Origin of the sequence: Arthrobacter globiformis (assembly GCF_046536215.2) — a bacterium.
Classification (GTDB): domain Bacteria; phylum Actinomycetota; class Actinomycetes; order Actinomycetales; family Micrococcaceae; genus Arthrobacter; species Arthrobacter globiformis_E.
Genome location: NZ_CM143421.1, coordinates 2533019 through 2556762 on the forward strand (window position 1 = coordinate 2533019; position 23744 = coordinate 2556762).

The 23744-nt window shown below is 66.7% G+C and carries 22 protein-coding genes; 11 read left to right on the plus strand and 11 right to left on the minus strand.

Annotation, left to right across the window (positions count from 1 at the left end; all coding sequences use genetic code 11):
- Positions 1 to 97: 97 nt before the first annotated feature.
- Both R5O87_RS11345 and R5O87_RS11350 read right to left on the minus strand, forming a co-directional pair.
- The gene (locus R5O87_RS11345) at positions 98 to 844 is read right to left on the minus strand and encodes an HAD family hydrolase (protein ID WP_410556354.1); all 747 of its coding nucleotides are present in this window, start codon (positions 842 to 844) and stop codon (positions 98 to 100) included.
- Positions 845 to 1502: 658 nt separating this feature from the next.
- The gene (locus R5O87_RS11350; RefSeq protein WP_410556353.1) at positions 1503 to 2120 is read right to left on the minus strand and encodes an alpha/beta hydrolase; all 618 of its coding nucleotides are present in this window, start codon (positions 2118 to 2120) and stop codon (positions 1503 to 1505) included.
- Positions 2121 to 2283: 163 nt separating this feature from the next.
- On the opposite strand from R5O87_RS11350, the gene R5O87_RS11355 reads away from it, so the two are divergent.
- From R5O87_RS11355 to R5O87_RS11385, 7 genes are all read left to right on the plus strand, one after another.
- Positions 2284 to 2541 (plus strand): DUF6458 family protein, encoded by a 258-nt coding sequence (locus tag R5O87_RS11355; protein ID WP_410556352.1) that lies wholly within the window; start codon positions 2284 to 2286, stop codon positions 2539 to 2541.
- 243 nt (positions 2542 to 2784) lie between these two features.
- Positions 2785 to 3591 carry a DeoR/GlpR family DNA-binding transcription regulator gene (locus R5O87_RS11360; RefSeq protein ID WP_410556351.1) on the plus strand — a complete coding sequence of 269 codons (807 nt, stop codon included), beginning with the start codon at positions 2785 to 2787 and terminating at the stop codon, positions 3589 to 3591.
- Positions 3588 to 4586 carry a 1-phosphofructokinase family hexose kinase gene (locus tag R5O87_RS11365; RefSeq protein ID WP_410556349.1) on the plus strand — a complete coding sequence of 333 codons (999 nt, stop codon included), beginning with the start codon at positions 3588 to 3590 and terminating at the stop codon, positions 4584 to 4586. The genes R5O87_RS11360 and R5O87_RS11365 overlap by 4 nt, the downstream gene beginning before the upstream one ends.
- A 2-nt stretch (positions 4587 to 4588) precedes the next feature.
- Positions 4589 to 6628 carry a PTS fructose transporter subunit IIABC gene (locus R5O87_RS11370; protein WP_410556347.1) on the plus strand — a complete coding sequence of 680 codons (2040 nt, stop codon included), beginning with the start codon at positions 4589 to 4591 and terminating at the stop codon, positions 6626 to 6628.
- Between the two features lie 50 nt (positions 6629 to 6678).
- Positions 6679 to 6957 (plus strand): HPr family phosphocarrier protein, encoded by a 279-nt coding sequence (locus tag R5O87_RS11375; protein ID WP_314193380.1) that lies wholly within the window; start codon positions 6679 to 6681, stop codon positions 6955 to 6957.
- 258 nt (positions 6958 to 7215) lie between these two features.
- Positions 7216 to 7695 (plus strand): SRPBCC family protein, encoded by a 480-nt coding sequence (locus R5O87_RS11380; RefSeq protein ID WP_410556345.1) that lies wholly within the window; start codon positions 7216 to 7218, stop codon positions 7693 to 7695.
- A gap of 65 nt (positions 7696 to 7760) precedes the next feature.
- On the plus strand, positions 7761 to 8027 hold the full coding sequence (locus tag R5O87_RS11385; RefSeq protein WP_410556343.1) for a DUF7218 family protein: 267 nt from the start codon (positions 7761 to 7763) through the stop codon (positions 8025 to 8027).
- Positions 8028 to 8067: 40 nt separating this feature from the next.
- Here the strand turns inward: R5O87_RS11385 and ku are convergent, their stop codons facing one another.
- The gene (gene ku / locus R5O87_RS11390) at positions 8068 to 9282 is read right to left on the minus strand and encodes a non-homologous end joining protein Ku (RefSeq protein WP_410556342.1); all 1215 of its coding nucleotides are present in this window, start codon (positions 9280 to 9282) and stop codon (positions 8068 to 8070) included.
- Between the two features lie 40 nt (positions 9283 to 9322).
- Here ku and R5O87_RS11395 point away from each other — a divergent pair, with 40 nt between their 5' ends.
- Positions 9323 to 11899: an ATP-dependent DNA ligase gene (locus tag R5O87_RS11395; protein ID WP_410556340.1), complete on the plus strand. Its 2577-nt coding sequence runs from the start codon at positions 9323 to 9325 to the stop codon at positions 11897 to 11899.
- Between the two features lie 60 nt (positions 11900 to 11959).
- On the opposite strand, the gene R5O87_RS11400 is transcribed toward R5O87_RS11395, so the two are convergent.
- Together R5O87_RS11400 and R5O87_RS11405 are read right to left on the minus strand one after the other, a co-directional pair.
- A complete protein-coding gene (locus tag R5O87_RS11400; protein WP_410556338.1) occupies positions 11960 to 12220 on the minus strand; it encodes a hypothetical protein in 261 nt (86 codons plus the stop codon).
- A gap of 340 nt (positions 12221 to 12560) precedes the next feature.
- Positions 12561 to 13067 (minus strand): hypothetical protein, encoded by a 507-nt coding sequence (locus tag R5O87_RS11405; RefSeq protein ID WP_410556337.1) that lies wholly within the window; start codon positions 13065 to 13067, stop codon positions 12561 to 12563.
- A 431-nt stretch (positions 13068 to 13498) separates the two neighbouring features.
- Between R5O87_RS11405 and R5O87_RS11410 the strand changes: the two genes are divergently transcribed.
- Together R5O87_RS11410 and R5O87_RS11415 are read left to right on the plus strand one after the other, a co-directional pair.
- The gene (locus R5O87_RS11410) at positions 13499 to 15127 is read left to right on the plus strand and encodes an MFS transporter (RefSeq protein ID WP_410556335.1); all 1629 of its coding nucleotides are present in this window, start codon (positions 13499 to 13501) and stop codon (positions 15125 to 15127) included.
- A gap of 226 nt (positions 15128 to 15353) precedes the next feature.
- Positions 15354 to 16439 (plus strand): FUSC family protein, encoded by a 1086-nt coding sequence (locus tag R5O87_RS11415; protein WP_410556333.1) that lies wholly within the window; start codon positions 15354 to 15356, stop codon positions 16437 to 16439.
- Here the strand turns inward: R5O87_RS11415 and R5O87_RS11420 are convergent.
- From R5O87_RS11420 to R5O87_RS11440, 5 genes are read right to left on the minus strand one after another with little or no spacing between them, the layout of a single operon-like run.
- Positions 16378 to 17181 (minus strand): SDR family NAD(P)-dependent oxidoreductase, encoded by an 804-nt coding sequence (locus tag R5O87_RS11420; protein WP_410556332.1) that lies wholly within the window; start codon positions 17179 to 17181, stop codon positions 16378 to 16380. The genes R5O87_RS11415 and R5O87_RS11420 overlap by 62 nt on opposite strands.
- Positions 17182 to 17237: 56 nt before the next feature.
- Complete coding sequence (locus R5O87_RS11425) at positions 17238 to 19088, minus strand: IucA/IucC family protein (protein ID WP_410556331.1); 1851 nt, start codon at positions 19086 to 19088, stop codon at positions 17238 to 17240.
- A complete protein-coding gene (locus tag R5O87_RS11430) occupies positions 19085 to 19645 on the minus strand; it encodes a GNAT family N-acetyltransferase (RefSeq protein WP_410556330.1) in 561 nt (186 codons plus the stop codon). The genes R5O87_RS11425 and R5O87_RS11430 overlap by 4 nt, the downstream gene beginning before the upstream one ends.
- Positions 19642 to 21015 (minus strand): lysine N(6)-hydroxylase/L-ornithine N(5)-oxygenase family protein, encoded by a 1374-nt coding sequence (locus R5O87_RS11435; RefSeq protein WP_410556329.1) that lies wholly within the window; start codon positions 21013 to 21015, stop codon positions 19642 to 19644. Before R5O87_RS11435 ends, R5O87_RS11430 begins: the two co-directional genes overlap by 4 nt.
- A complete protein-coding gene (locus R5O87_RS11440) occupies positions 21012 to 22682 on the minus strand; it encodes a pyridoxal phosphate-dependent decarboxylase family protein (protein WP_410556328.1) in 1671 nt (556 codons plus the stop codon). The genes R5O87_RS11435 and R5O87_RS11440 overlap by 4 nt, the downstream gene beginning before the upstream one ends.
- Before the next feature lie 263 nt (positions 22683 to 22945).
- On the opposite strand from R5O87_RS11440, the gene R5O87_RS11445 reads away from it, so the two are divergent.
- Positions 22946 to 23338, plus strand: a complete 393-nt coding sequence (locus tag R5O87_RS11445; protein WP_410556327.1) for a hypothetical protein — start codon at positions 22946 to 22948, stop codon at positions 23336 to 23338.
- 41 nt (positions 23339 to 23379) lie between these two features.
- Here the strand turns inward: R5O87_RS11445 and R5O87_RS11450 are convergent, their stop codons facing one another.
- A complete protein-coding gene (locus tag R5O87_RS11450; RefSeq protein WP_410556325.1) occupies positions 23380 to 23643 on the minus strand; it encodes a hypothetical protein in 264 nt (87 codons plus the stop codon).
- Between the last annotated feature and the right edge of the window lie 101 nt (positions 23644 to 23744).

Below are 23744 nucleotides of genomic sequence, written 5' to 3' on the forward strand. Positions count from 1 at the left end.
GTGGCGTTCCTTAGACGGTTGAAAGTGGTGCTGGAGATTCTGTCGGGGCTGGGGACCCCGGGTTGGCGGCCTGGGAACCGCGGTACTGGAACCGGAACTAGAGAAGTTCCTCGAGGTCGCTGACCACGAGGGTGGCGCCGGCGTCGAGCAGCGTCTGCCGCCCCGCCCCGCGGTCCACGCCGATGACGGAGTGGAAACTGCCGGCCCTGCCCGCCTGCACGCCGGACACGGCGTCCTCGACGACGACGCACTGCTCGCTGGGCAGGTCCAGGAGCCGGGCGGCGTACTCATAGGTGGCGGGGTCCGGCTTGCCGGGCAGCCCTTCCTCAGCGGCCACGACGCCGTCCACGACCACCGGGAAACGGTCCGCCAGCCCTGCCGCGCGCAGCACCGAAGGGGCGTTCCGTGAGGAGGAGACGACGGCGACCTTCAGTCCGCGGTCCAGCGCGGCTTCAAGGAAACGCACCGAACCCGTATAGGGCTCCACCCCGGCGCTGACGATGTCGTTGAAGATCCGGTTCTTCCGGTTGCCCAGGCCCTGGACCGTGATGTTGTCCGGATCGTCGTCGGCCGGGCCCTCGGGAAGGGTGATGCCGCGGGACGTCAGGAAGTCCCGGACGCCGTCGAACCTCGGCTTGCCGTCGATGTGGTCAAAGTAGTCGCTCTCCCGGTAGCCGTCCTTTTCGGGAACGGTCTCCAGGTAGCCGTCGAACAGCTCCTGCCAGGCGCGCTCGTGGACCACGGCCGTGGGCGTGAGCACGCCGTCGAGGTCGAAGAGGATGGCGGCGGCGCCGGTCCAGCCGTTGGGCCGGCTGCCAGAGCTGGTGTTCAGGGTTTCGGTCATGCTTTGCTCCGTGTCCTTTCGGGGTTCGGACAGCAATTTGCTGGGAATTGTTGGGAATTACCAGGAACGTGGTCGCCAATGACCAAAAGGGTGTAGTGCGTGCCTGCAGAACCTGCCGCTCAAGACCTTCGGCCCAGCACCTTTATGTGAGCGCGCCGCGGGCCCGACGGTTCCTTGAGGGTGATTCTGCAGTTTGCAGGACGGGCCGGCAGTTTCGCGGACCCGGGCGGCGTTGCCCTGGCCGCCTGCGACGGCTTACCACTTCTGGCGGCCGGTTCGGTGCCGGCCGGGTTATGTCCGGCGCGTGAATTCGCGCGGTTCCGCCACCTGCACCGCGGCGTTGCGGGCCCGGCAGAATACGTCGATGCGCGGGCGCACGGTTTTTTGCCTACGTCCATGATGAAGGTGCGCGCGGTTCAGGGCAAGCCAGCGGATCATCCCCGCGGGACGGGTGGCGCAAGGATGCATGGCGCGGTCCTGCCCTTTCGAACACTCTTGAGTGATGCACTGCCAGCCGCCCACCGCCGAGTGGACACCTGCCGGCCGGGTCCCGGCCGAAGAAGAGTGTAAGCGCTTGCAGATTTACCCTGCAACTGTTTTTATTTCTCCCGCCTGGTTCCGGGAGGCGCCGCCCCAGCGCAGGCCGGGTCAGCCCGGGTCAGCTCAGGACGTAGTGCCGCAGGAACGCGCTGACATCCACCATCTCGGCCTTGGACATGGCGTGGCCCATTCCGGGATACGTCCGCGCCGTCAGCCGCGTGTGCGTGTTGAGCCATTCCTCCGTATAGGCGGTAGCCTCCCCGTTGATCACGAGGTCGGCCTTGTCCCGCCCCCAGAAGAACGGGGGCCGCTCATCGAGGGACTCACTGAGGGCCAGCAGGTCGTTGTCCAGGACGAAGCCGGAGAGCCCCACCACGGCCGGGAAGTCCTGCGGCCGCAGGCGCAGGAGCGTGCTCGCCATGGCCATCCCCTGCGAGTAGCCCAGCAGGCTCACACTGCTGTGGAGCGTCCTGGCCGAGTCGATCCAGGCGAACACGGAATTGGCGGCCGTGATGACGTCGGCAAAATCGTTGGTCAGGAAATAGTCCAGAAGAAACCAGCCATAGCCGTTCGCGATGGGCATGGGCGCCCGGAGCGCCGCGCAGGTGAACTCCCTGGGGAGATAGTCGAAGAGATTGACCATCCGGGATTCATCCGTACCGTAGCCGTGCATCATCACCAGCAGCGGCGTGCCGGCGCGCTCCTCCTCCGGCCTCGACCATACAACCGTCTCCATCCGATCAGCCTAGCGACTCACCAAGATGGCCGCCCGCCGCTGACCTGCGGATTTGATTGAAACACGACCTACCGGGATGTAGCCTGACGCTTGACAGCATGCTTAGCAATTGACGAACAACCGGACCACGCCGCGAGAAGTACGCGAACGCAAGGAGCAAGTCATGAGAATCGGTTCCGCCATCTTCCTTATCGCCCTGGGTGCCATCCTCGCCTGGGCCATCACGCCAGGCCTCATCCCTTATGTGGATCAGACACTGATCGGCTACATCCTGATGGCCGTCGGCGTCATCGGCCTCATCGCCTCACTGGTCATCGCTTCTCCCGGCAGGAGCCGCCGCGTCAGCGAGACACGTTCCGTCGTGGACCCCAATACAGGCGAGAGGATCACCCGGAACGAAAGCCGCGACAACGGCCTCTAGAGCCGCACGAATCCGTCGGGCTGCATAACAGGGCGTGCAGCAGTGGAACCACCAGGCATGGCCGGGCCGGACCTTCGGGTCTGGTCCGGCTTTTGGTTTTCTGTGGTTTTTTTCGTTGACAAACCAACATGAACGAAGATAAAGTCAAGTACTTGCAGATTTGTGACAGCGGTCACTGATCAGCAAAGGACCCGGAAAGGCAGTGCCGACGCACTGCAGCAGTAACTACGCAATGGAGGGTATGTGTTTGCCGAGGAGCGTCAGCAGCAGATCGCCGGGCTCGTTGCAGCCAGCGGCCGCGCCAGCGTGACCGACCTCGCCGAGCGCTTCCGCATCACCACCGAAACCGTCCGCCGCGACCTCGCCGCCCTGGAATCGGCCGGCACGGTGCGCCGCGTGCACGGCGGGGCGGTCTCCGCTGACCGCTTCAGCACCACGGAGGAGAGCATCCTCGAGCGGACCATCCAGCGGCAGGCCCAGAAGCTCCGCATCGCCGAGGCCGCCCTGGACTTCCTCCCGAAGGGTCCCTCGAGCAGCATCCTCCTCGACGCCGGCTCCACCACCGAAGTCCTCGCCGACCTCCTGGCCCGCCGCGGCGCCGCAGCTCCGGCCAAGACGGCCGATCCGACCCAGGAGCTCCTTGTCATCACCCACGCCGTCCCCATCGCGGCCAAGCTCGCAAGCACGCCCGGCATCGCCCTGCAGATCCTGGGCGGCCGGGTCCGCGGGCTCACGCAGGCAGCGGTGGGCCAGGGCACGGTGGAAGCCGCCGGCAAGCTGCGTCCGGACATGGCCTTTGTGGGGACCAACGGCATCCACGCAAGCTTCGGCCTGAGCACACCAGACCCTGAAGAAGCCGCTGTTAAGGCTGCCTTCGTCCACTCGGCGCGCCGCATTGTGGTGCTGGCCGATTCGTCCAAGCTGGAAGCGGAAACGCTCGTCCAGTTCGCCTCGTTGAAAGATCTGGATACCGTGATCACTGACCGCAAACCCGGCTCCGAACTCGCTGCGGCCCTCGCCGAGGCCGGCGTGGAGGTGGTAGTCGCATGATTGTCACCCTCACAGCCAACCCGAGCCTGGACCGTACGGTGGCGCTGCCCGGCCCGCTCGAGCGGGGCGAAGTGCAGCGCGCTGTCTCAGTCCGCCAGGAATCCGGCGGCAAAGGCGTAAACGTCTCCCGCGCCCTCGTGACCTCCGGCCTGGAGACACTCGCGGTGCTGCCCGGCGCCGAATCCGATCCCGTGCTGGCGGGCCTGCGGGAAGAGGGCGTTCCGTTCGCGTCGCTGGACATCCACGAACCGCTGCGCACCAACGTGGCCCTGACGGAGCCGGGCGGCGTCACCACCAAGATCAACGAACCCGGCCCGGTCCTCGCGAAAGAGGCCCAGGAGGCACTGATCAGCCTGCTCCTGGAACGGTCGCGCGGAGCCAGCTGGGTGGTTCTGGCGGGATCGCTTCCGCCCGGCGTCCCGGCTGATTTCTACGCCACTGTGACCCGTCGGCTGCGCAATGCCGACGCCGGCGCGGGCGTACCGATGATTGCTGTCGACTCCTCCGGCGCGCCCCTGGCAGCGGCGGTGGCCGGCGACGCAACAGAAGCGGCGTCCGGGAAGCCGGACCTGCTCAAACCCAATGCCGAGGAGCTGGCGGAACTGGCCGCAGCAGCAGGTTTTTCCTCGGTGAGCACGGCTGAGGAACTCGAAGCGGACCCGTATGCTGCCGCGGCGGCAGCTGCCGCCGTCGTGCGTTCCGGTGTGGGGGCCGTGTTGGCAACGCTCGGTTCAAAGGGCGCTGTCCTCGTGACGGCCGACGGCGCGTGGCTGGCCACGCATCCGCCGGTCACCGCAGTCAGTACGGTCGGCGCCGGTGACTCGTCGCTGGCCGGCTATCTGCTGGCCGCCAGCCAGGGTGCCGCCCCGGCTGACTGCCTCCGCCAGGCTGTGGCGCATGGCGCCGCCGCCGCTTCCCTGCCGGGCTCCACCGTCCCGGCAGTCCACCAAACAACCCCCGACGCCGTAACCATCACGGCCCTCCGGAAGGATTGACAGTGACTCAGCTCATCACCGCGGACCTGGTCGAGCTTGACCAGAACCTGGGCAATTCGCCCGAGGACGTGATCCGGCACCTGGCCGGCCGTGTTGCCGCCAACGGACGTGCGAGCGAAGTCGAAGGCCTCTTCACCGACGCCTTCGCCCGCGAACAGAAGACCGCCACCGGCGTTCCCGGCGGCATCGCCATCCCGCACTGCCGTTCGGCCGCCGTGACCGAACCTACCCTCGCCATGGCACGCCTGTCCCAGCCCGTCGACTTCGGCGCCAAGGACGGCCCGGCCGACCTCATCTTCTTCATCGCTGCACCGGCCGGCGCCGACCAGGAGCACTTGAAGCTGCTGTCCAAGCTCGCCCGCTCGCTCATCAAGAAGGACTTCACGGGTGCGCTCCGCGCCGCCACCTCCCGGGAGGAAATCGTGGAGCTCGTGGACAACGCCCTCGCGGACAAGCCGGCTGCCGCGCCCGAAGCTGCTGCCCCGGCCACGGCCGCTGCCACCGGTGCGGACGCGGGTGCTGCAGGCGCTGCTTCGGGTGCACCCCGCCGCCTCGTCGCCGTCACGGCCTGCCCCACCGGCATCGCGCACACCTACATGGCGGCAGACTCCCTTGTGGCCGCAGCCAAGGAAGTGGGCGTAGACCTGCAGGTCGAAACCCAGGGCTCCTCCGGCGCCAAGCCGCTGGACCCCGCCGTCATCGCCGCTGCCGACGCCGTGATTTTCGCCGTCGACGTGGACGTTCGCGGCAAGGAGCGCTTCGCCGGCAAACCGGTCATCAACGCCCCGGTCAAGCGCGGCATCGACGAGCCCGCCAAGATGGTCCAGGAAGCCCTGGACGCGGCGGACAACCCGCACGCCCACCGCGTTCCGCACTTCGGTGCGGAGGAGCAGGCCGAGCGTGAAGCCGCCGAAAAGGGCGAGCACATCGGCCAGAAGCTGAAGAAGGCCCTGCTCACCGGCGTGAGCTACATGATTCCGTTCGTGGCCGGCGGCGGCCTGCTGATCGCGCTGGGCTTCCTGCTCGCCGGGTTCGACATCGCCCTGGGCACCAAGGCCAACGACATCCTGGCCAACAACTCCCTGGTCAACCTTCCCGACGGAAACCTCGCCCTGTACCTCGGCACCGTCTTCTTCAAGATCGGCGCCCTCTCCATGGGCTTCCTGGTTCCTGCCCTCGCCGGCTACATTGCGTACGCAATTGCCGACCGTCCGGGCATTGCACCGGGCTTCGTTGCCGGTGCCGTCTCCGGCTTCATGGGTGCCGGCTTCCTCGGCGGCATCGTCGGCGGCCTGCTCGCCGGCTACATCGCCCACCTGATCGGAACATGGTCGGTGCCGCGCTGGCTCCGCGGCCTGATGCCCGTCGTCATCATTCCGCTGCTCGCCTCCATCATTGCCTCCGGCGCGATGTTCCTCTTCCTTGGCGGACCGATTGCCGCCATCACCGTCGGGCTGAACACCTGGCTCTCCGGCATGTCCGGCGCTTCGGCCATCGTCCTGGGCATCATCCTCGGCCTCATGATGTGCTTCGACCTCGGCGGCCCGGTCAACAAGGTGGCCTACGCCTTCGCCGTCGCCGGCCTGGGAGCCGGCAGCGCCACCAACCAGGCACCCTGGCAGATCATGGCCACCGTGATGGCCGCCGGCATGGTGCCGCCGCTGGCGATGGCACTGGCCACCGTCCTGGACAAGAAGCTCTTCAGCCTGGCTGAGCGTGAAAACGGCAAGGCGGCCTGGCTGCTGGGTGCCTCGTTCATCTCCGAGGGCGCCATTCCGTTCGCGGCAGCCGACCCGCTCCGCGTCATCCCCGCCAGCATGATCGGCGGCGCCGTGACCGGCGCGCTCACCATGGCCTTCGGCGTCACGTCACAGGCACCCCACGGCGGCATCTTCGTGTTCTTCGCCATCGGCAACGTGGTGATGTTCATCGTCTCCATCCTGGCCGGCATGGTGGTCGCGGCGCTCATCGTGGTGGCCCTCAAACGCTGGGCTGCCCGCAAGGCCGTTGATACGGTGGAGACCGTCCCTGTAACTGTCTGATCCCGCTGTCCTTCAGCACCCAACCCGCACTGCAATTGCAAGGAGCAGAAATGTCCGAACGTACCGCAACCGTCGCCAGCCGCGTAGGCCTGCACGCCCGCCCCGCCGCCATCTTCGCCGAAGCCGCGGGCGAGTTTGACCTCGACATCACCATCGCCCGCGAAGGGGAGCCGGCCGACGAGGCCATGGACGCAGCCAGCATCCTTTCCCTCATGAGCCTTGGCGCATCCCACGGCGACGTTGTGGTGCTGCGGGCCGAGGGTGATGGCGCGGACGCCGCACTCGAGCGGCTGGTCCAGATCCTGGAAACGGATCACGACGCCGAATAGGCCCGCGCGCTTTACCGGCACCTGGGCTTTACAGGCACCTGGGCTTTTACGGCCGGTTTCCGCATCAGCTCCCCTTGGGGACTGCCGCGGAAGCCGGCCGTTGCCGTCTGCGGGCATCGTCCCTGATCAGGGGGCTGTTACGCGTAAGTAAGCAAACTTAGTAGTTTCTTGTTTTTGATTCTGCGTCCCACTAGCTTGGAACTGTGGCCAGCCATTCGAATGACCGGCGGAACAGCCGGCCTGAAGGAGGATGACGGAGTGGAAACCTTGCAGGAAAGCGTGGACGTCGAGGTGCCGGTCAGCACCGCCTACAACCAGTGGACCCAGTTCGAATCGTTTCCCCGTTTCATGAAGGGCGTCGAGTCCGTCGAGCAGATCGACGAAACCTCCCTCCATTTCCGTACCAGCGTGGCGGGCGTCAAGCGCGAATACGATGCGCAGATCCTTGAGCAGACGCCGGACCGGTGCATCGCCTGGGTCAGCAAGGACAAGCCCCGCAACGCCGGCAGGGTCACATTCGAGAACCTGGGCGAGGATCTCTGCCGCGTGAACGTGGAACTCGAGTGGGAGCCGGAGAGCCTGCTGGAGAGGGCCGGCGCCGCCGCCCACGTTGATGAGCAGCAGGTGTCCTCCGACCTGGTGCGGTTCAAGGAGTTCATCGAGACCCGGGGCATCGAGACGGGCGCCTGGCGTGCCGCCGTGGACCGGGGCGAAGTGGACAGCCCGGGATCCCACTGACCCTGACCGTTCCATTGCGACCGATCGTTCCCCTAACGACCGGCAGTTCCACCAGGGAGGTAGCAATGCCAGAGAAGAAGAACCCCAGCCTGAAGGATCCAAAACTCTACGAAGAGCTCCGCGACGAGGGGGCCTCGAAGCAGAAGGCCGCCCGCGTCTCCAACGCGGCAGCCAAGAAGGGCCGGTCCGAGGTGGGCCACAAGGGCGGCAAGTCCGGCTCCTACGATGACTGGACAGTGGACCAGCTCAAGGCCAAAGCCAAGGAAATCGGCCTCAAGGGGTACTCAGGAAAGAAAAAGAGCGAACTCATTTCCGCGCTCAGGAACTCCTGAGCCGGTGCACGTACAGCCGCGCGGCGAGGCGCCCGCCCTGTCAGGCGCCCTTCCGCGCGGTCTTCGCCGTGGACGCGGTCTTCGTGGTGGACTTGGCAGCGGTACCGGTCTTCGCAGCCGTGCCGGTCTTCGCAGCGGTACCGGTCTTGGAGGCCGTGCCGGTCTTCGCGGCAGTACCCGTCTTGGCAGCGCTACCGCCCTTGGCAGCAGTGCCCGTCTTCGAAGCGGCGGCGGTCTTGCTGCGGGCGCTTACAGTAGCCCTCTTGGCCGTACCGCTCCCGGCTGTTTCGGCGTCGGAATCCTCGGCGGCCTTTTTGGCGGTGCTGCTCCGGCTGGTGCTGCTCCGGCTGGTGCTGCTCCTGCCGCCGGTGCCGCGGCCGCCGCCGGTGCTCCCGCTCCGGCGCTTGGCGGGCTCGGACTCCTCGTCCTCTTCCGACTCGTCTTCGGACGGTTCCTGTGCGGCCGACCCTCCCCCGCGCTTCTTGTCGAGGCTGCGCTTCAGGGCCTCCATCAGGTCGATCACTTCGCCGGTGCCGCCCTCGGCCTCGGCACCGAAGGTCTCTTCCGTGTCCAGCGCATCGCCCTTTTCCAGCTTCGCCTCGATGAGCTGCCGGAGCTGCGCCTGGTAGTCGTCGGTGAACTGCTCGGGCTCGAAGTCCGAGGCCATGGACTCTACCAGCGCGGCGGACATCTCTCGTTCCTGCGCGGAGATCCGGATGGACGTGTCCAGGGCCGGAAACGACGCTTCCCTGACTTCGTCCGCCCACAGCAGCGCCTGCAGCATCAGGACGTCGTCGCGGATCCGCAGGGCACCCAGCCGGGTCTTGTCCCGCAGTGCAAACTGCACCACGGCCACGCGCTCGGTGTCCTCCAGGGCCCTGCGCAGCAGCATGTAGGCCTTGGGAGACTTGGAGTCCGGCTCGAGGTAATAGCTCTTCTCGAACATGATGGGGTCGAGCTGTTCGGAGGGAACGAACTGCACCACTTCGATTTCGTGGCTGTTCTCGGCAGGAATGGACTTCAGTTCCTCCTTGGTGAGGATCACCGTCCGGCCGTCGTCCTCGTAGGCCTTCTCAATGTCCGAGTAGTCAACGATCTCGCTGCAGACCTCACAGCGCCGTTGGTAGCGGATCCGGCCGCCGTCGGCATTGTGCACCTGGTGGAGGCTGATGTCGTGGTCCTCGGTGGCGCTGTAGACCTTCACCGGGACGTTGACCAGCCCGAACGCGATGGCGCCTTTCCAGATCGCTCTCATGGGACAAGTCAACAGCACACAACGCCGGAGGTGAAGCCCCATGGCCGGCGGTAAGGAACGCGTGCGGGTCGGCGGCCGCGAATTGACCCTCACCAACCTCGACAAGGTGATGTATCCGGCCACCGGCACCACCAAGGCGGACGTCATTGCCTACTACGCCGCTGTGGCCCCGGTGCTGATCCCCGCCGCCAGGAACCGCCCGGCAACCCGCAAGCGGTGGGTCCACGGGGTAGGAACCGAAGGCCATCCCGGCGAGATGTTTTTCCAGAAGAACCTCGACGATTCCGCCCCCGGCTGGGTGCCGCGCGCTGCCATCACGCACAAGACCAACACCAACTACTACCCGCTGGTCAATGATCCGGCCACCCTCACGTGGTTCGCGCAGATCGCCTCGCTGGAAATCCACGTGCCGCAGTGGACGGTGGACTCCCACGGCAGCGCCCTGCCGCCCGACCGGCTGGTCCTGGACCTCGATCCCGGGGAAGGAGCCGGGCTGCCCGAATGCGTGGAGGTGGCCAAGCTGGCGCGGACCATCCTGCAGGATGTGGGGCTTGACCCCGTTCCGGTCACCAGCGGCAGCAAGGGGATCCACCTGTACGCGGTCCTGACCGGGACGCAGACCTCGGATGAGGTGTCAGCATTCGCCCGTGAGCTGGCCCGGGCGCTGGAGGCCGACCACCCGGACCTCGCCGTCAGTGACATGAAGAAGACCCTCAGGACGGGAAAGGTCCTGGTGGACTGGAGCCAGAACAATGCCGCGAAGACCACCATCGTTCCCTATTCGCTTCGCGGGCGCCTGCACCCCACCGTGGCGGCTCCGCGGACCTGGCGCGAGCTTAGTTCGCCGTCCCTCAAGCACCTGGACTACGAGGAGGTCATGCGCCGGGTGGCCGCCGGCAAGGACCCCTTCGCCCCGATCAGCGCCGCCACCGCCCACCCTGCCCCAGCCCACGCAGCCTCCGTCCATGCAGCGCCAGCGGCTCCGAAAGCGGCCGGAGAGCGCCGTGGCGGGCACGCGGACCCCCGGCTGAACAAGTACCGGTCCCTGCGCGACCAGGGCAAGACGCCGGAGCCGTTCACCGCGGAAGAGCACCACGCGGCAAAAGCCAACGGCGCTGCGGCGCAGGCGGGCAAGGAGATCTTCGTCATCCAGGAGCACCACGCCAGCCTGCTCCACTACGACTTCCGGCTGGAGCACGAGGGCGTGCTTGTCTCCTGGGCGCTGCCGAAGGGCGTGCCGGAATCCGGGGACAGGAACCACCTGGCGGTACAGACCGAGGACCACCCCATGGACTACGCCGATTTCGAGGGCGACATCCCCAAGGGCGAATACGGGGCCGGCAGCGTGAGCATTTGGGACAAAGGCGTCTATGAGCTCGAAAAATGGGTCAACGGCAAGGAAGTCATCGCCACGCTGACGGGCCGTGAGGGCGGCGGGCTGGGCGGCACCAGGAGGTTCGCCCTGATCCACACCGGGAAGGGCCACGGCGAGGAGTCACAGTGGCTCATCCATCTGATGGACAGGGCTCCGGGGGCACGGAAAAGGCCGGCCACCGCAAAGGTAGGGGCCAGCGCCAAGGCACCGGCTGCCGCCCAAGAGCCGGCGGGCCCCGCCCGCGCGGCGGCTTCCAGACCGGTGCCAGCCCGGAGAGAAACGCTCCAGGAGGACCCTGCCCCCATGCTCGCGTCGGCGGGCACCCCGGCGGACCTGCACGGCAGCGACTGGCTCTTCGAACTCAAGTGGGACGGCATCCGCGCGCTGGTGGTGGCGGACGGCGACCGGATCAGGCTCCTGAGCCGCAACGGCAACGACATGTCGGCCAGCTATCCCGAATTCACCGACCGGAGCTGCTGGCCGCCGCAGGACTTTATCGCGGACGGCGAGATCATCGCCGTCGGGCCTTCCGGCAGGCCCGACTTCGGGCTCCTGCAGGGAAGGATGAAGCTGACCAAACCGGGCGACGTGAAACGGGCCAGCGCCGCCATCCCCGTCCGGATGATGCTTTTTGACCTGCTGGCCGACGGCGGCGACGACCTGCGCAGGCTTTCCCTACGGAAGCGGCGGGAACGCCTCACGGATTTCTTCGAGCCCGGCGACTGCCCGGTGGAACTGTCGGAGACCCTGAACGACCGGGTGGAACACATCCTGGAAAGCGCCCGCGAGCTGGGCCTTGAAGGCGTGATGGCCAAGCGGGCGGACAGCCGCTACGTGAGCGGGCAGCGGACCCACACCTGGATCAAACTCAAGATCGAGCAGACCCAGGAAGTGGTGGTGGGCGGCTGGCGTCCCGGCAGGGGCGACAGGTCCAACACAGTGGGCTCCCTGCTGGTGGGCATTCCCGAGGGCAAGACGCTGCGGTATGTAGGCCGAGTGGGAAGTGGCTTCAGCATGCGTGAACTGGAGGAGCTGCGGAAAAAGGTGGAGGGACTGGCACGGAAGACGTCGCCGTTCGATGACGTTCCCTCTGCGGACGCGGCGGACGCGCGGTGGGTAAACCCTGACCTGGTGGGTGAGGTGACCTTCGGTGAGTGGACCGGAAGCGGCAAACTCCGCCACCCGGTGTGGCGCGGCTGGCGGCTGGACAAGGAACCGGAGGAGGTCGTGAGGGAAGCATGAAACAGCCTGGCGACGCCCCCAATATTGGGCGTCGCCAGGCGGTTTTATGATTGCAGCTGGTCAGGACGAATGCGGCATCTGCGGGCGGCTGGTCCGGTGGATTGCCGTCACAGCAGCGCCCTGTCCAAGGCGGCCGGGGCTAGCCCCGTGTTCCTTGGGGTGGCGCCGTTTGCCGTTGCCGTCCGGCCACTGCTTTGACCCGCCCATTGCCGAGGTCACGGCCAGGGTCTCGGGAGTGGGCAGCGGCGGCATATCCATGGATTCCGCCAGATGCGCAGCGACGTCCGGCTTGATGCTGCTTCCGTTGTAGGAGTCGGCCATTTGTTCTTCCTTTCCGCGATGAAATGAAGTGTTCCCCATATTGGATCTGTGACTCCGCCGGTACCGGATGGCAAAAAAGCCCTGCTTCTGCGACGAAGCATTGCGGAGGCAGAACCCTGAACAGGCGGAGTTGATTGCGGCGGCGATTGCCGGGCACAGCGGCCAAAAGGACCGGTCGGCAATCGGTTGGTCAACCCTGGAGGGGTCTTGACACTGGACTGGTCACCTTGGAATTTGGCCGCCATGGCGCGTCCATTACTCGAAGATCAGTGTTCCCATGGGTCCACCTTAGGCAGAATCACGCCGTCCGGGAAGAGACTTCTTAGGCGCCGGCCGGCCGTCAGTCGTCGGTCCCGGTCCGGAAGGATCCCTCCCACACTGCCCTGGACCCCGATTCGCCGATCAGCGCCACGGCGGCGACTGCACCGCCGCAGAGAACCAGGGCGACCGCTACGGCGACAATTGCTGCGATACGGGATCCGGCGGTGCCCATTCGCCGCCTCATCCCCGCTGCCTGCGCAGTGCCGTAGCGGAACCACAGCCACTGGGCGAGGGCCACGATGAACACGCCCACTACCCAGGGCAGGAGCGACCCGGCAATCTGCATGTGGGCAAGGATCCGCGGGGTTGCATCCACACGGTCCAGCAGCCACTGCCCGGCCGCCGCCGTGACCGGCACCAGGACAAGTGCTACCAGGGCAACCAGTGGCGTCACGATCCCCAAGCGGCGCCGGGCAGCCGGCCAGAGAATGCTGAGCAGGGTGCAAAGCGCCGCCAGCGGGACGAAGACCACCGTGCAATGGACGAGCAACACGTGCAGCGGCAGACCGTTGATCTCGTAGTCCATGGCGAACACCCTGTCTGGAAGTTGTGAACTGTCTGGAGTTATGAGTCCCGGGTCCTAAGCCGGGACCTAACCATTGAGACGAGCCCAGCGGTTGAACGGTTCAATCGGCACCCGTGCGTGGCTCCTTCAGCCCTCCGGCGGGGCCGTCCTCGGCCCGCCCGGCAGTGCCGGATTCGGCACAAGATCGGGTCCGAAAAGCCCTGCTCCAGAAAAATGTTTGATAACGATCGCCCCGGCGGCGAAAAATCCGCAGGATGACGGGGCCAGATCGCCCAAAACAAATCTGATTTCAGCCCCGTTAGGCCCCCCACACCGGGCGATCATACGGTACCGAACTCTCGAAATCCATGGAAATCCCGTAAAATTGAAGGCCTGCCCGGAGCGGGGCAGCTATAAGTCGCAAGCAAATGACCTCCACAGGAGTTGCCCAAATGCCCACAGACCGAAGCACGACCGACTCTTCAGCAGGCGCCAGGAACGCCAGCGGAACCAACCAGGCCGCACCCCAGAGTGCGAAGAAACCAAAGCTGCTCGCGCGGCGCCGGCTCAAGGTATCCGACGTTAACGTCGTCGACCAGCCCATGCTCAAGAAGGCCCTCGGCGGCACCATCGTGGGCAACACCATGGAGTGGTACGACGTCGGCGTGTTCGGCTACCTCATCACCACCATGGGGCCCGTGTTCCTGCCGGAAGCAGACAAGAGCGTGCAGACGCTGTTCCTCCTGGGCACGTTCGCTGCCACCTTCATCGCCCGGCCCCTCGGCGGAGTAGTCTTCGGCTGGCTTGGCGACAAGATCGGCCGCCAGAAGGTCCTCGCGGCCACGCTGATGCTGATGGCCGCGAGCACCTTCGCCGTCGGCCTGCTGCCCGGCTACGCGCAGATCGGCATGTGGGCAGCGGCCCTGCTGGTGGTGCTCAAGCTCGTGCAGGGCTTCTCCACCGGCGGCGAATACGCCGGCGCCACCACCTTCGTAAGCGAGTACTCGCCGGACAAGCGCCGCGGCTTCTTCGCCAGCTTCCTGGACATGGGCAGCTACCTCGGCTTCGCCATGGGCGCCGCGCTGGTGTCCGTGTTGCAGCTGACGCTGGGCCAGGCCGCCATGGAGGACTGGGGCTGGCGCTTGCCGTTCCTGATCGCCGGTCCCCTGGGCCTGATCGCCGTGTACTTCCGAAGCAAGATTGAGGAGTCCCCCCAGTTCCAGGCCACCCTGGACGCCCAGGAGGAACTCGCCAAGGATGCTGCCGCCGCTGATGATGCTGCAGCAAAGGGTCCCGTAGGCATTGTGAAGGCTTACTGGCGCTCGATCATCGTGGCCATGATCCTCGTGGCAGCGGCCAACACCGCCGGTTACGCGCTGACGTCCTACATGCCGACGTACCTCACCGAGTCGAAGGGTTACGACCCCGTCCACGGCACGCTGCTCACCATCCCGGTGCTCGTGGTCATGAGCCTCTGCATTCCGCTGACCGGCAAGCTCTCCGACCGCATCGGCCGCCGCCCGGTTCTCTGGATCGGCGCCGTGAGCACCGTGGTGCTGGCAGCCCCGGCCTTCATGCTGATCGGCGTCGGCAGTATCTGGTCCACGCTGGCCGGACTGTCGCTGATCGCGTTCCCCGTGACCTTCTACGTTGCGAACCTCGCCTCCGCGCTGCCGGCGCAGTTCCCCACGGCCAGCCGCTACGGCGCCATGGGCATTGCCTACAACTTCTCCGTGGCAATCTTCGGCGGCACCACGCCCTTCATTGTCGATGCCCTCATCAACGCAACCGGCAATGACATGATGCCTGCCTACTACCTGATGGCCACCTCGGCTGTCGGCGCCGTGGCCATCTACTTCCTCAAGGAATCCGCCCAGCGCCCGCTGCCCGGCTCCATGCCCAGCGTGGACACCGCGGCGGAGGCCCGTGAGCTGGTGGCCACCCAGGACGAGAACCCGCTGATCGACCTCGACGAACTGCCGTTCGAGACCATCGACGAACTCAACAGTGCCCTGGCGAAGGACAGTGATCTGGACAAGGAACTCGACGACGAACTGAACAAGGTGCCTGCGCGCACCTGACACCGCCGCAGCCCGCCTATGGCTGCTGAAGTCTGACGCGATTGAAGGCCCGTCCGGCAACCCCTTTTCAGGGGCACGCCGGGCGGGCCTTCGCGCTTCCTGCAGGGCCGCCGGCTGCACAGCTGCCGGGCAAACCCGGCCCTGTTGCCTCCCTCACTTTGTGACGCAGCCCGCGGTGAGATCTTTTCGGCGGTGCTACCTTCATAGGGTGAAGGGGGTCGTTCCGGTGCAGTCAGTGGTACACCACCTGCGGCAGCTGCACAGCCTGGGACCGGCGAACAACGACCACCTCTCTGCGTGGCGCGTGGCCATCAGCGTGGCCGTCCCCTCCCTCGTCCTGCTGCTCCTCGGCCGGCCGGAGCTCACCATTTATGCCGTGTTCGGCGCGCTCACCGGCATGTACGGCCGCTCCGAGCCCCACCAGCTCCGGCTCAAGCACCAGCTGCAGGCGGCGCTGGTCCTGCTTTCGGGCGTGACCGTGGGCGTGACCCTTTCGGTCAACGGCCTGCACTCCTGGTGGCTGGTTGGCATCGAAGCCATCCTGGCCGGCGTGGGTTCCGTTTATTCAGACAAGGTCCATCTCCGGCCCAACGGCCCATTCTTCGGCATCCTCGCCCTGGGCGCCTGCGCCTCCGTTCCCGCCGCCGTGCCCTGGTATGTTGCGCTGCTCATCGCGGCCGGCTCTTCTGCGTTCTCGCTGCTCGTGGGATTCGGCGGCTGGGTCCGCGGCCGGGCGTGGCACCGCGGCGCGGCACGGCCGTCCGCCCGGCTGCGGGGAGCCATGCGCCGCCGGGCGGCCCTGCACGCTTCCCGCTACGTGCTGGCCGTCGGCGCCGCCGGCACCGTCGGCGTCCTGACCGGAAGCGGCCACCCGCACTGGGCGATGGCGGCCGCGGCGGTTCCGCTCGCGGGCGCGGACCTGCCCAGCAGCGTCCACCGGGGCATCCACAGGATCATGGGGACGTTCCTCGGGCTGGTGCTGGTCGCCGTCGTACTTCTGCCGGGACCCTGGGCTCCGCTGCACTTTTTCCCGGGAGCGGAAGCCGCGGTGCTGGCGCTGCTGGTGATCGCCTTCCAGTTCGGCACTGAGCTGTTCATGACCCGGCACTACGGGCTGGCGATGGTCTGGTTCACTCCGGTGATCCTGCTCATGACCCAGCTGGCATCGCCGGCGGATCCGCAGGTTCTCATCGTCGAACGCGCCGTCGAAACCGTGGTGGGGGCCGGCACCGGAATCCTCGTGGTGGTGCTTATCCGCTCGCGCCGGAACCGACGCCCGGCTCCTGCGGCCGGCGCGGCGGCCCGGCCGTAAACCTGTCCGGCACCACGCGGACCACGGCTGCCAGCACCTTGTAGCGCTTGGTGGGAATGGACACAGCTTTCCCGCGCTCGTTGTCCGCCAGTGCTTCCCGGACCACACGCCCGGGCCGCAGCCATGTCCAGCCCGGGGCCACGGACTTGTCCATCCCCATCCGGTCGTGAAACTCGGTGTGGACAAATCCGGGGCAGACGGCAGTCACTTTCACGCCCCGGGGCGAATAGGCGAGGTTGGCCCAGCGGCTGAAGCTGAGCAGCCAGGCCTTCGCCGCCGAATAGGAGCCTCGGGGAAGGAAAGCGGCCACGCTGGCCACGTTGATGATCCGGCCGGAGCCGCGCGCCAGCATGCCCTGGAGGGCGGCGTGGCAGAGCTCCATGGCCGTTTCCACGTGCAGTTTCAGGTGCTTCTTCTCGTCCTCGATCGGGTTCTCGTCGAAGTTGTGCAGCAGCCCGATGCCAGCGTTGTTCACCAGCACGTCCACTGGCCGTGAGGGGTCGGAAAGGCGTCCGACGACGGCGGCCACGCCGCCGTCGTCGGTCAGGTCCGCGGTCAGCACCTCAGCCGCGGTCCCGTACCGCCGCTGCAGCTCGTCCGCCGTGGCCTGCAGCCGTGCCGTGTCACGTGCCACGAGCACGAGGTTGTTCCCCTTTTCGGCAAGCTGGCGGGCGAATTCGGCACCCAGTCCTGCGGTGGCGCCGGTGACGAGGGCTGTGGGTCTGGCGGTGTTGGGCGTCATGGCAACAGCCTAAGCCCGCGGCAACGCTGAAAACAGCTGCACCGGCGGCCCGGAGCTCAGGCGAATTTGGCCAGCGGATTCGCGAGCCTTCCGGCCTTCTGCAGGCCACCGGACGGGTCGGCCAGGTCCAGCATCTGCTGGTTGTTGCGCAGCTGCAGCCGGTTCAGGCAGGACAGCTCGAAGTCCGGGGCGAACAGATCATGGCGCGCGAACTGGTCCGCGAGTTCCGGGTGCTCGGCCTGGTAGCCGCGGACGGCTTCCGCCGCCGTGCGCCAGAACTCCTCGCCGCTGAGTACGCCGTCTTCCTCCAGGAGGGCGGCGAGGAAGCGGAAGATGCAGTCGAACACGTCCGTGAAGATGGACAGGACCTTGTCGCCGTCGGGAACGTCCACCTTGATCCGGGCCACCGCTTCGGGAAGGTCGAGCCTGTCCCCCATCACCACGATCTCCTCGGCGATGTCCTTCATGACGGCGCGGACCGGCACGCCATTCTCGAGGACCAGGATCACGTTCTCGCCGTGGGGCATGAACGCGAGCTCGTAGCGGTACAGGCAGTGCACCAGCGGCACGAGGTATGCCTCGAAGTACTGCCGCAGCCACGCGCCGGGCTCCAGCCCGGACTGCTCGATCAGCGCGGACACCATGGGTTTGCCGGCGGCGTCGACGTGCAGGAGCGAGGCCATGGTGGCCAGCTGCTGGCCGTCCTTGAGGAGCGGCAGCGGGCTCTCCCGCCACAGGGCTGAAAGCATCTTGCGGTACGGCGAGCCCTTCGCGGCGGCAGCCTCATAATAGCTGTTGTGGTAGCCGATCGCCGTCACTTCGCGGATCATGCTGAGCCCGCGGGCCTGCAGTGCCTCGTCCCGGTCAATCAGGTCCTGGAGCCAGTCATTGATCGCCGGCGTTGCCTTCATGTACTGCGGCGACAGCCCCCGCATGAACCCCATGTTAAGGACCGACATGGCCGTCTTTACGTACGTTTTCTCCGGTGCGCTGGTGTTAAAGAACGTGCGGATGGACTGCTGGGCCTGGTAGCTGTCGGCCCCGATCCCGAGGTGGACGATGTGCCGCTGGGCGATGTCGGCCGCGAACGTGACCGTCAGTTTGTTCTCCCACTGCCACGGATGCACAGGCATCAGGAAATACTGGTCCGGGTCCAGGCCAAGGGCACCGAGCTCGGCGTCGAAGAAGGCCAGGGCGCCGGCCCCCAGTTCGGCCTCCAGGTGGGCGGCGTACCCCAGCCCCTCGCCGGACGTGAAGACTGTCTTGCTGCGGTGCACCGCGATCCATTCCAGCTGCACCGGGGCTCCTGCCTCCGGGGCAAAGGCGCGGTAGTCGCCGATGCCGAATCCCAGCCGGCCGTTGTTGGCCACGAAGCACGGGTGCCCCTCGGTCATGCTGCGTTCAATCGTCTGGAAGTCCGTGGCCGCGTCCGCTCCGCGGGTCACGCCGGCTGCCAGTTCGGCTGACGACGGCTGGCCCATCCACTGCTTGAAGGCGTGGCTGGAGAGCGTGCTGCTGATCTCCTCGAGGTAGACCGGGAGCATTTCCTGGCGGATGCCCAGCGTGCCGGAGAATTCGGTGATGAAGGTCAGCGCGTCCAGCGGGGCGTCCTGCCCGTCGCGGCTGCAGGTAATGGAGGCGGCATCGACGGACCAGTGGTCCAGCTGCAGGATCCGGGCGGAGAACCGGTATTCGGCGGTGCCGTCATCGCTCCGGACGCGGTACCGGCCGTCGCTGTTCCTGTCATTGCCGCCGCCCACCGGTTCCGGAACGAGGATCCGCTCGTGCGAGAACTCGGCGAGCGCCTTGCGGACCAGGTGCCGGTTGGCTGCGGCCCAGCGTTCCGGCGTGAGGTGGGGGGCCGCATTGCCTGCGGTCAGGACGGATTCAAATTCAAGGGTGGTCACAGTGATGCTTCCTCGCGGATCGGGGTTGAACGGGCGGCGCGGGCGGCGTGGAACGACTCGCGGGTGCAGAAGCTCAGGATGGCCTGCTTGTCCGGAAGGGTCACCTCGCCGGCGGGCTCAAAGCCCAGCCGCGCATTGAGTACGTGGATCTTGGTGTTGCGGGCGTCGGGTTCCACCACAACGCGCTCCACGCCGGGCTTGTGGAAGAGCCGGTCCAGGACCGACTCCATGACGTCGGCCGTGAAGCCGTTGCGTGGTGTCCCCTGCGGCGGGGCCACCAGCAGGTGCATGCCGATATCGCCGGGCTGGACCGCGTAGACGCTGTTGAGCGGCGATGACGCCGGAAGGTATTCCTCTATCAGGAAGGCCGGAACGCCGCCGTCGATTCCCAGCAGCGCGTGGTGGTGCCCGCTGGACTGGATCCTGGAATACTCCGCCACGACGTCATCGACTGTCGCGTTCAGCATCCCCCAGAACGAGGCGTAGGGGCGGGTGACCCAGCTGTGCAGGAGCGGCGCGTCGGCCTCGGGATCGAGGCAGCGGAACGTAAAGCTCATGCGGGCACCCCCATGTTCGTGGATACTCCAGCAGGCACTGCAGCGGGCGCCCCGAACTCCTGGAAAGCGATGCTGCGCTCCACCGGGTAGACCTCCCGGCCCAGGATTTCCCGGAGGATGCACGAGTTCCGGTACGCGGCCATGCCGAGGTCCGGCGTGACGAAGCCGTGGGTATGGAGTTCGGCGTTCTGCACGAAGATTTCGCCGGGCTCGACGCCGGTGCTGTAGTTGCGCTGCACGGCGAACCTTCCGGCACTGTCCCGGGCAATGCGCCCCTGCACGCCGGCAAGGAACGCCGGCTCGCGGTAGGCGTATCCGGTGGCCAGGACCACCGCCTCCGTCTCCAGCGAATAGTCCGCGCCCTGCTCCCCGTGGGACAGCTCCAGGGTGTGGGTCCCGGCGGAGGAGTCCCAACGGGCACCGGTCACGGTGGAATGCGTGAGCAGCCGGGTGTCCACCATGCCGGAGAGGCTCTTGGTGTACAGGAGGTCGTAAATCGCGTCGATGAGCTCGGAGTTGATGCCCTTGTAGAGGTTCTTCTGGTTCTTGATGACGGAGTCGCGCCGGTCCTGCGGAAGCCCGTGGAAATAGTCAACGTACTCCGGCGAGGTCATCTCCAGCGTGAGCTTGGTGTACTCCAGCGGGAAGAACCTGCCCGAACGGGTGACCCAGTTGAGCTGGTAGCCATGCGCGTCGATGTCCTGGAGCAGCTCGTAGTAGATCTCCGCCGCGCTCTGGCCGCTGCCGACGATGGTGATGCTCCGCCGCTGCTGGAGTTCGCTTTTCCGCGCCAGGTACTCCGCGTTGTGGAGGGCCGGTCGCCCGGCCCGCAGAATCCCGCGGCATGCCTCCGGTACGTACGGCGATGTTCCGGTGCCGAGCACCAGCCGGCGCGCACGGAGCACCTCCGGCCCCGCCGGGCCGTCTACCGAAAGCGTGTACACGCCGCCGTCGTACGTCACGTTGGTGACGTCCGTGCCGAACCGCACCGACGGCAGCTGGCCGGCCACCCACTGGCAGTACTGGTTGTACTCGGCCCGCAGCGGGTAGAAGTTTTCGCGGATATAGAAGCGGTAGAGCCGCCCGGTCTGCTTGAGGAAGTTCAGGAACGAGTAGGGGGACGTCGGATCCGCCAGCGTCACGAGATCGGCCATGAACGGCACCTGCAGGTGCGCAGGCTCCAGCATCATGCCGGGGTGCCAGTCGAAGGATTCGCGGCGCTCGAGGAACACACCGTCCAGGCCGTCGATCGGTTCGCTCAGCGCGGCGAGGCCAAGGTTGAAAGGCCCGACGCCGATGCCGGCGAAGTCGTAAACGCGGCCGTTGTTGGAGGTGCTAAATGTCGAGCTGCTCGAGGCTGGGGTGCTCATGCGTGTGCCTCCGCCTTTGCTTCGGAGCCGGCGCTCGGGAGATCCGCGGCGAGGAGACGTTCGCCCGAGCTTCGAAGCAGGGCGATGATCTCGCCGATGTCCTCGAGCGTCGCCTCGGCGTTGAGGAGCGTGAACTTCAGGTAGTGCCGGCCGGCCACCTTCGTGCCCGCCACGACGGCCTGGCCCGACGCGAACACTGCCGAGCGGATGGCCGGGTTCAGCTGGTCGGCCGCGTCCTCGGACAGCCGTGTTCCATCTGCGAGGACCGGACGGTACCGGAAAACCAGAGTGCTCAGCTGGGGCTCGGCTGCGAGTTCGAAGTCGTCGTCCGCCGCGAGGACCGAGCCGACGCGGGCAGCCAGGTCGATGGCCTCGTCAAGCAGCGCGCCCACGGCATCGGCGCCCATGATCCGGAGGGTCAGCCACAGCTTGAGCGCGTCGAAGCGGCGTGTGGTCTGGATGCTCTTGTCCACCTGGTTGGGGATCTCGGCGCGCGCCGCGGTTTCAGGGTTCAGGTAGTCGGCGTAGTAGGTGACGTGGCGGAGCATCGCGCCCTCGCGCACCAGCAGCGCGCTGGAACTGACGGGCTGGAAGAAGGTCTTGTGGAAGTCCACCGTGACGGAGTCCGCCAGCCGGATGCCGTCCAGGAGGCGGCGGTGCCGGTTGGAAACCATGAGCCCGCCGCCGTAGGCAGCGTCAACGTGGAACCACGCACCGTAGGCTCCGGCGAGGGCGGCCAGCTCGGCCAGCGGATCCACTGCGCCGAAGTCGGTGGTCCCGGCCGTACCCACAACCGCCATGGGAATGAGTCCCTCGTTGTGGGCCGTGGCCAGGGCGCTGGCGAGGGCGGCCGGGTCCATCCGGTGGTCCGCTGCGCAGGCTACGGACACCACCGCATCGAACCCCAGCCCCAGCATGGAGGCGGACTTCTGGATGCTGAAGTGGCTGTCCGCCGAGGTGAAGATCCTCAGCTTCTCGAGCAGCAGCGGGAGGCGCAGCCCCTCGTTCGCCGGGTCCTGCCGCAGCCGGGCCACCGCGTGGTTCCGGGCGAGCAGCAGCGCCTGCAGGTTGGACTGGCTGCCGCCGGACGTGAACACGCCGTCGGCTTCTTCTCCCAGGCCGAGGCGCTCAGCCGTCCAGTCGATGAGGCGGCGCTCGATCATGGTGGCGCCTGCGCTCTGGTCCCACGTGTCCATCGACGAGTTCACAGCCGAGAGCACTGCCTCCCCCACGAGCGCGGGGATGACCACCGGGCAGTTCAGGTGCGCGGCGTACTTGGCATCGTGGAAGTACACGGCGTCGCGCAGGTAGGTGTGCTGCAGTTCCTCCAGTGCGGCCGCGGTGTCCGGCAGCGGCCGCTCCAGGTCCACTGCGTCGACGCGGCGCTTCATCTCGGCCGGTCCGATCCCGGTAAACGGCTGCGAGGTCCGCTCGAGCTTGGTGGCCACGGCGTTGACACCCTGCAGCACCTGGGCAACGTAGCGCGGCGCGTTCCGGGAGTTGAAGAGCTGGTTGCTGGCGGCGAGGGCGAGTTCCACGCCGGACCCGAAATCCAGGCCGGAGGGGTCCAGCGCGATGGGGCCTTGGGCACACGGCTCTTGGGCACGCAGGCCAGTTCCGGTATTGAAGTCCGCGAGTGGTTCGTCCACATCGGGCAGCAGCGTCATGGGTCATCCTTCTTGTCGGCGTGAGGCGCGCCCACCAGCAGTGGGCGCCAAGCAAGGTAAGCCTTACTTAGGCAAGCCTTTTAGTCAAACTTTTGTGATGTATTTGTAGAATCCGCATGAACTCGGGGTTTTTGGCCGTTAATCCGGAGTCATTGACTTTCGAACGGCTGCCGGCAACCACATAATGGCCGCCCGGGACAGCGCGGGACTGGCGGAGTAGAGTTCTGCCACAAGCCGTCGACCACAGCAGGAAGCAGGGGGACATGTCCGGCAGCGAGCATGATCCGATACATTTTCGGGAAGTGGATGCGCAGGGAAATCCCACCGAATACGGGCCCGCGACAGGTCAGCCCCGACTGGGACAGCGGCAACCAGGCACGGCCGGCTTCGGGCAGCGGAGACTGGCCGTAAACCCCTTCATCGTTGCGCTGTGGGTGTTTGAGGCAATCCTGCTGGTGTCGCCGTTCGGTGTTTTCACGATTGCGCAGGAGTCGCTGAACTCCGGCACCGAACCGCAGGTCATGCCCGTGAGCTACATGTGGATCACGTTCGCGCCGCAGATCCTGTTCGCCGGGCTCGTCGGACTTCTCGGCCTGCTTGTCTGGCACGCAGCGCAATGGCAACGGAACCGCGCAACGCAGCTCCCGCCGTCGTAATCCCCCACCCGGCGAACGGAGCCCAAGGGGCCAACGGACAGTTAAGCCCCGGCGCCCGGGGCAGCCGCACCTACCCGGCGCAGCCGCAGTTCCTCGGCGACTTGGAGATACCAGAAGCGGGCACCAAAAGCAGGACTGGGGGTGTCCAAATGCCGGTACAGGCCGTCCGCCAGCCGGGCCAGCTCCGCATCCGGCACGGCCGCGAGGGTTGCAGCCGGGTCAACGGCGTCGTTGAGGCATCCGTCCAGGAGGCCGCGCAGTTCGTCGTCGGTCATCGCACCGGCACGCGCAGTTTTTGATTCCAAGAGATCCCCAAAAAAGAGAGTCCAGGGGCCAACTGCATAGCCCTGCCCGATCGTACGGAAATGTCCCCGCGGTCACAAGTATCGGGGTCTCCCAGGTATCG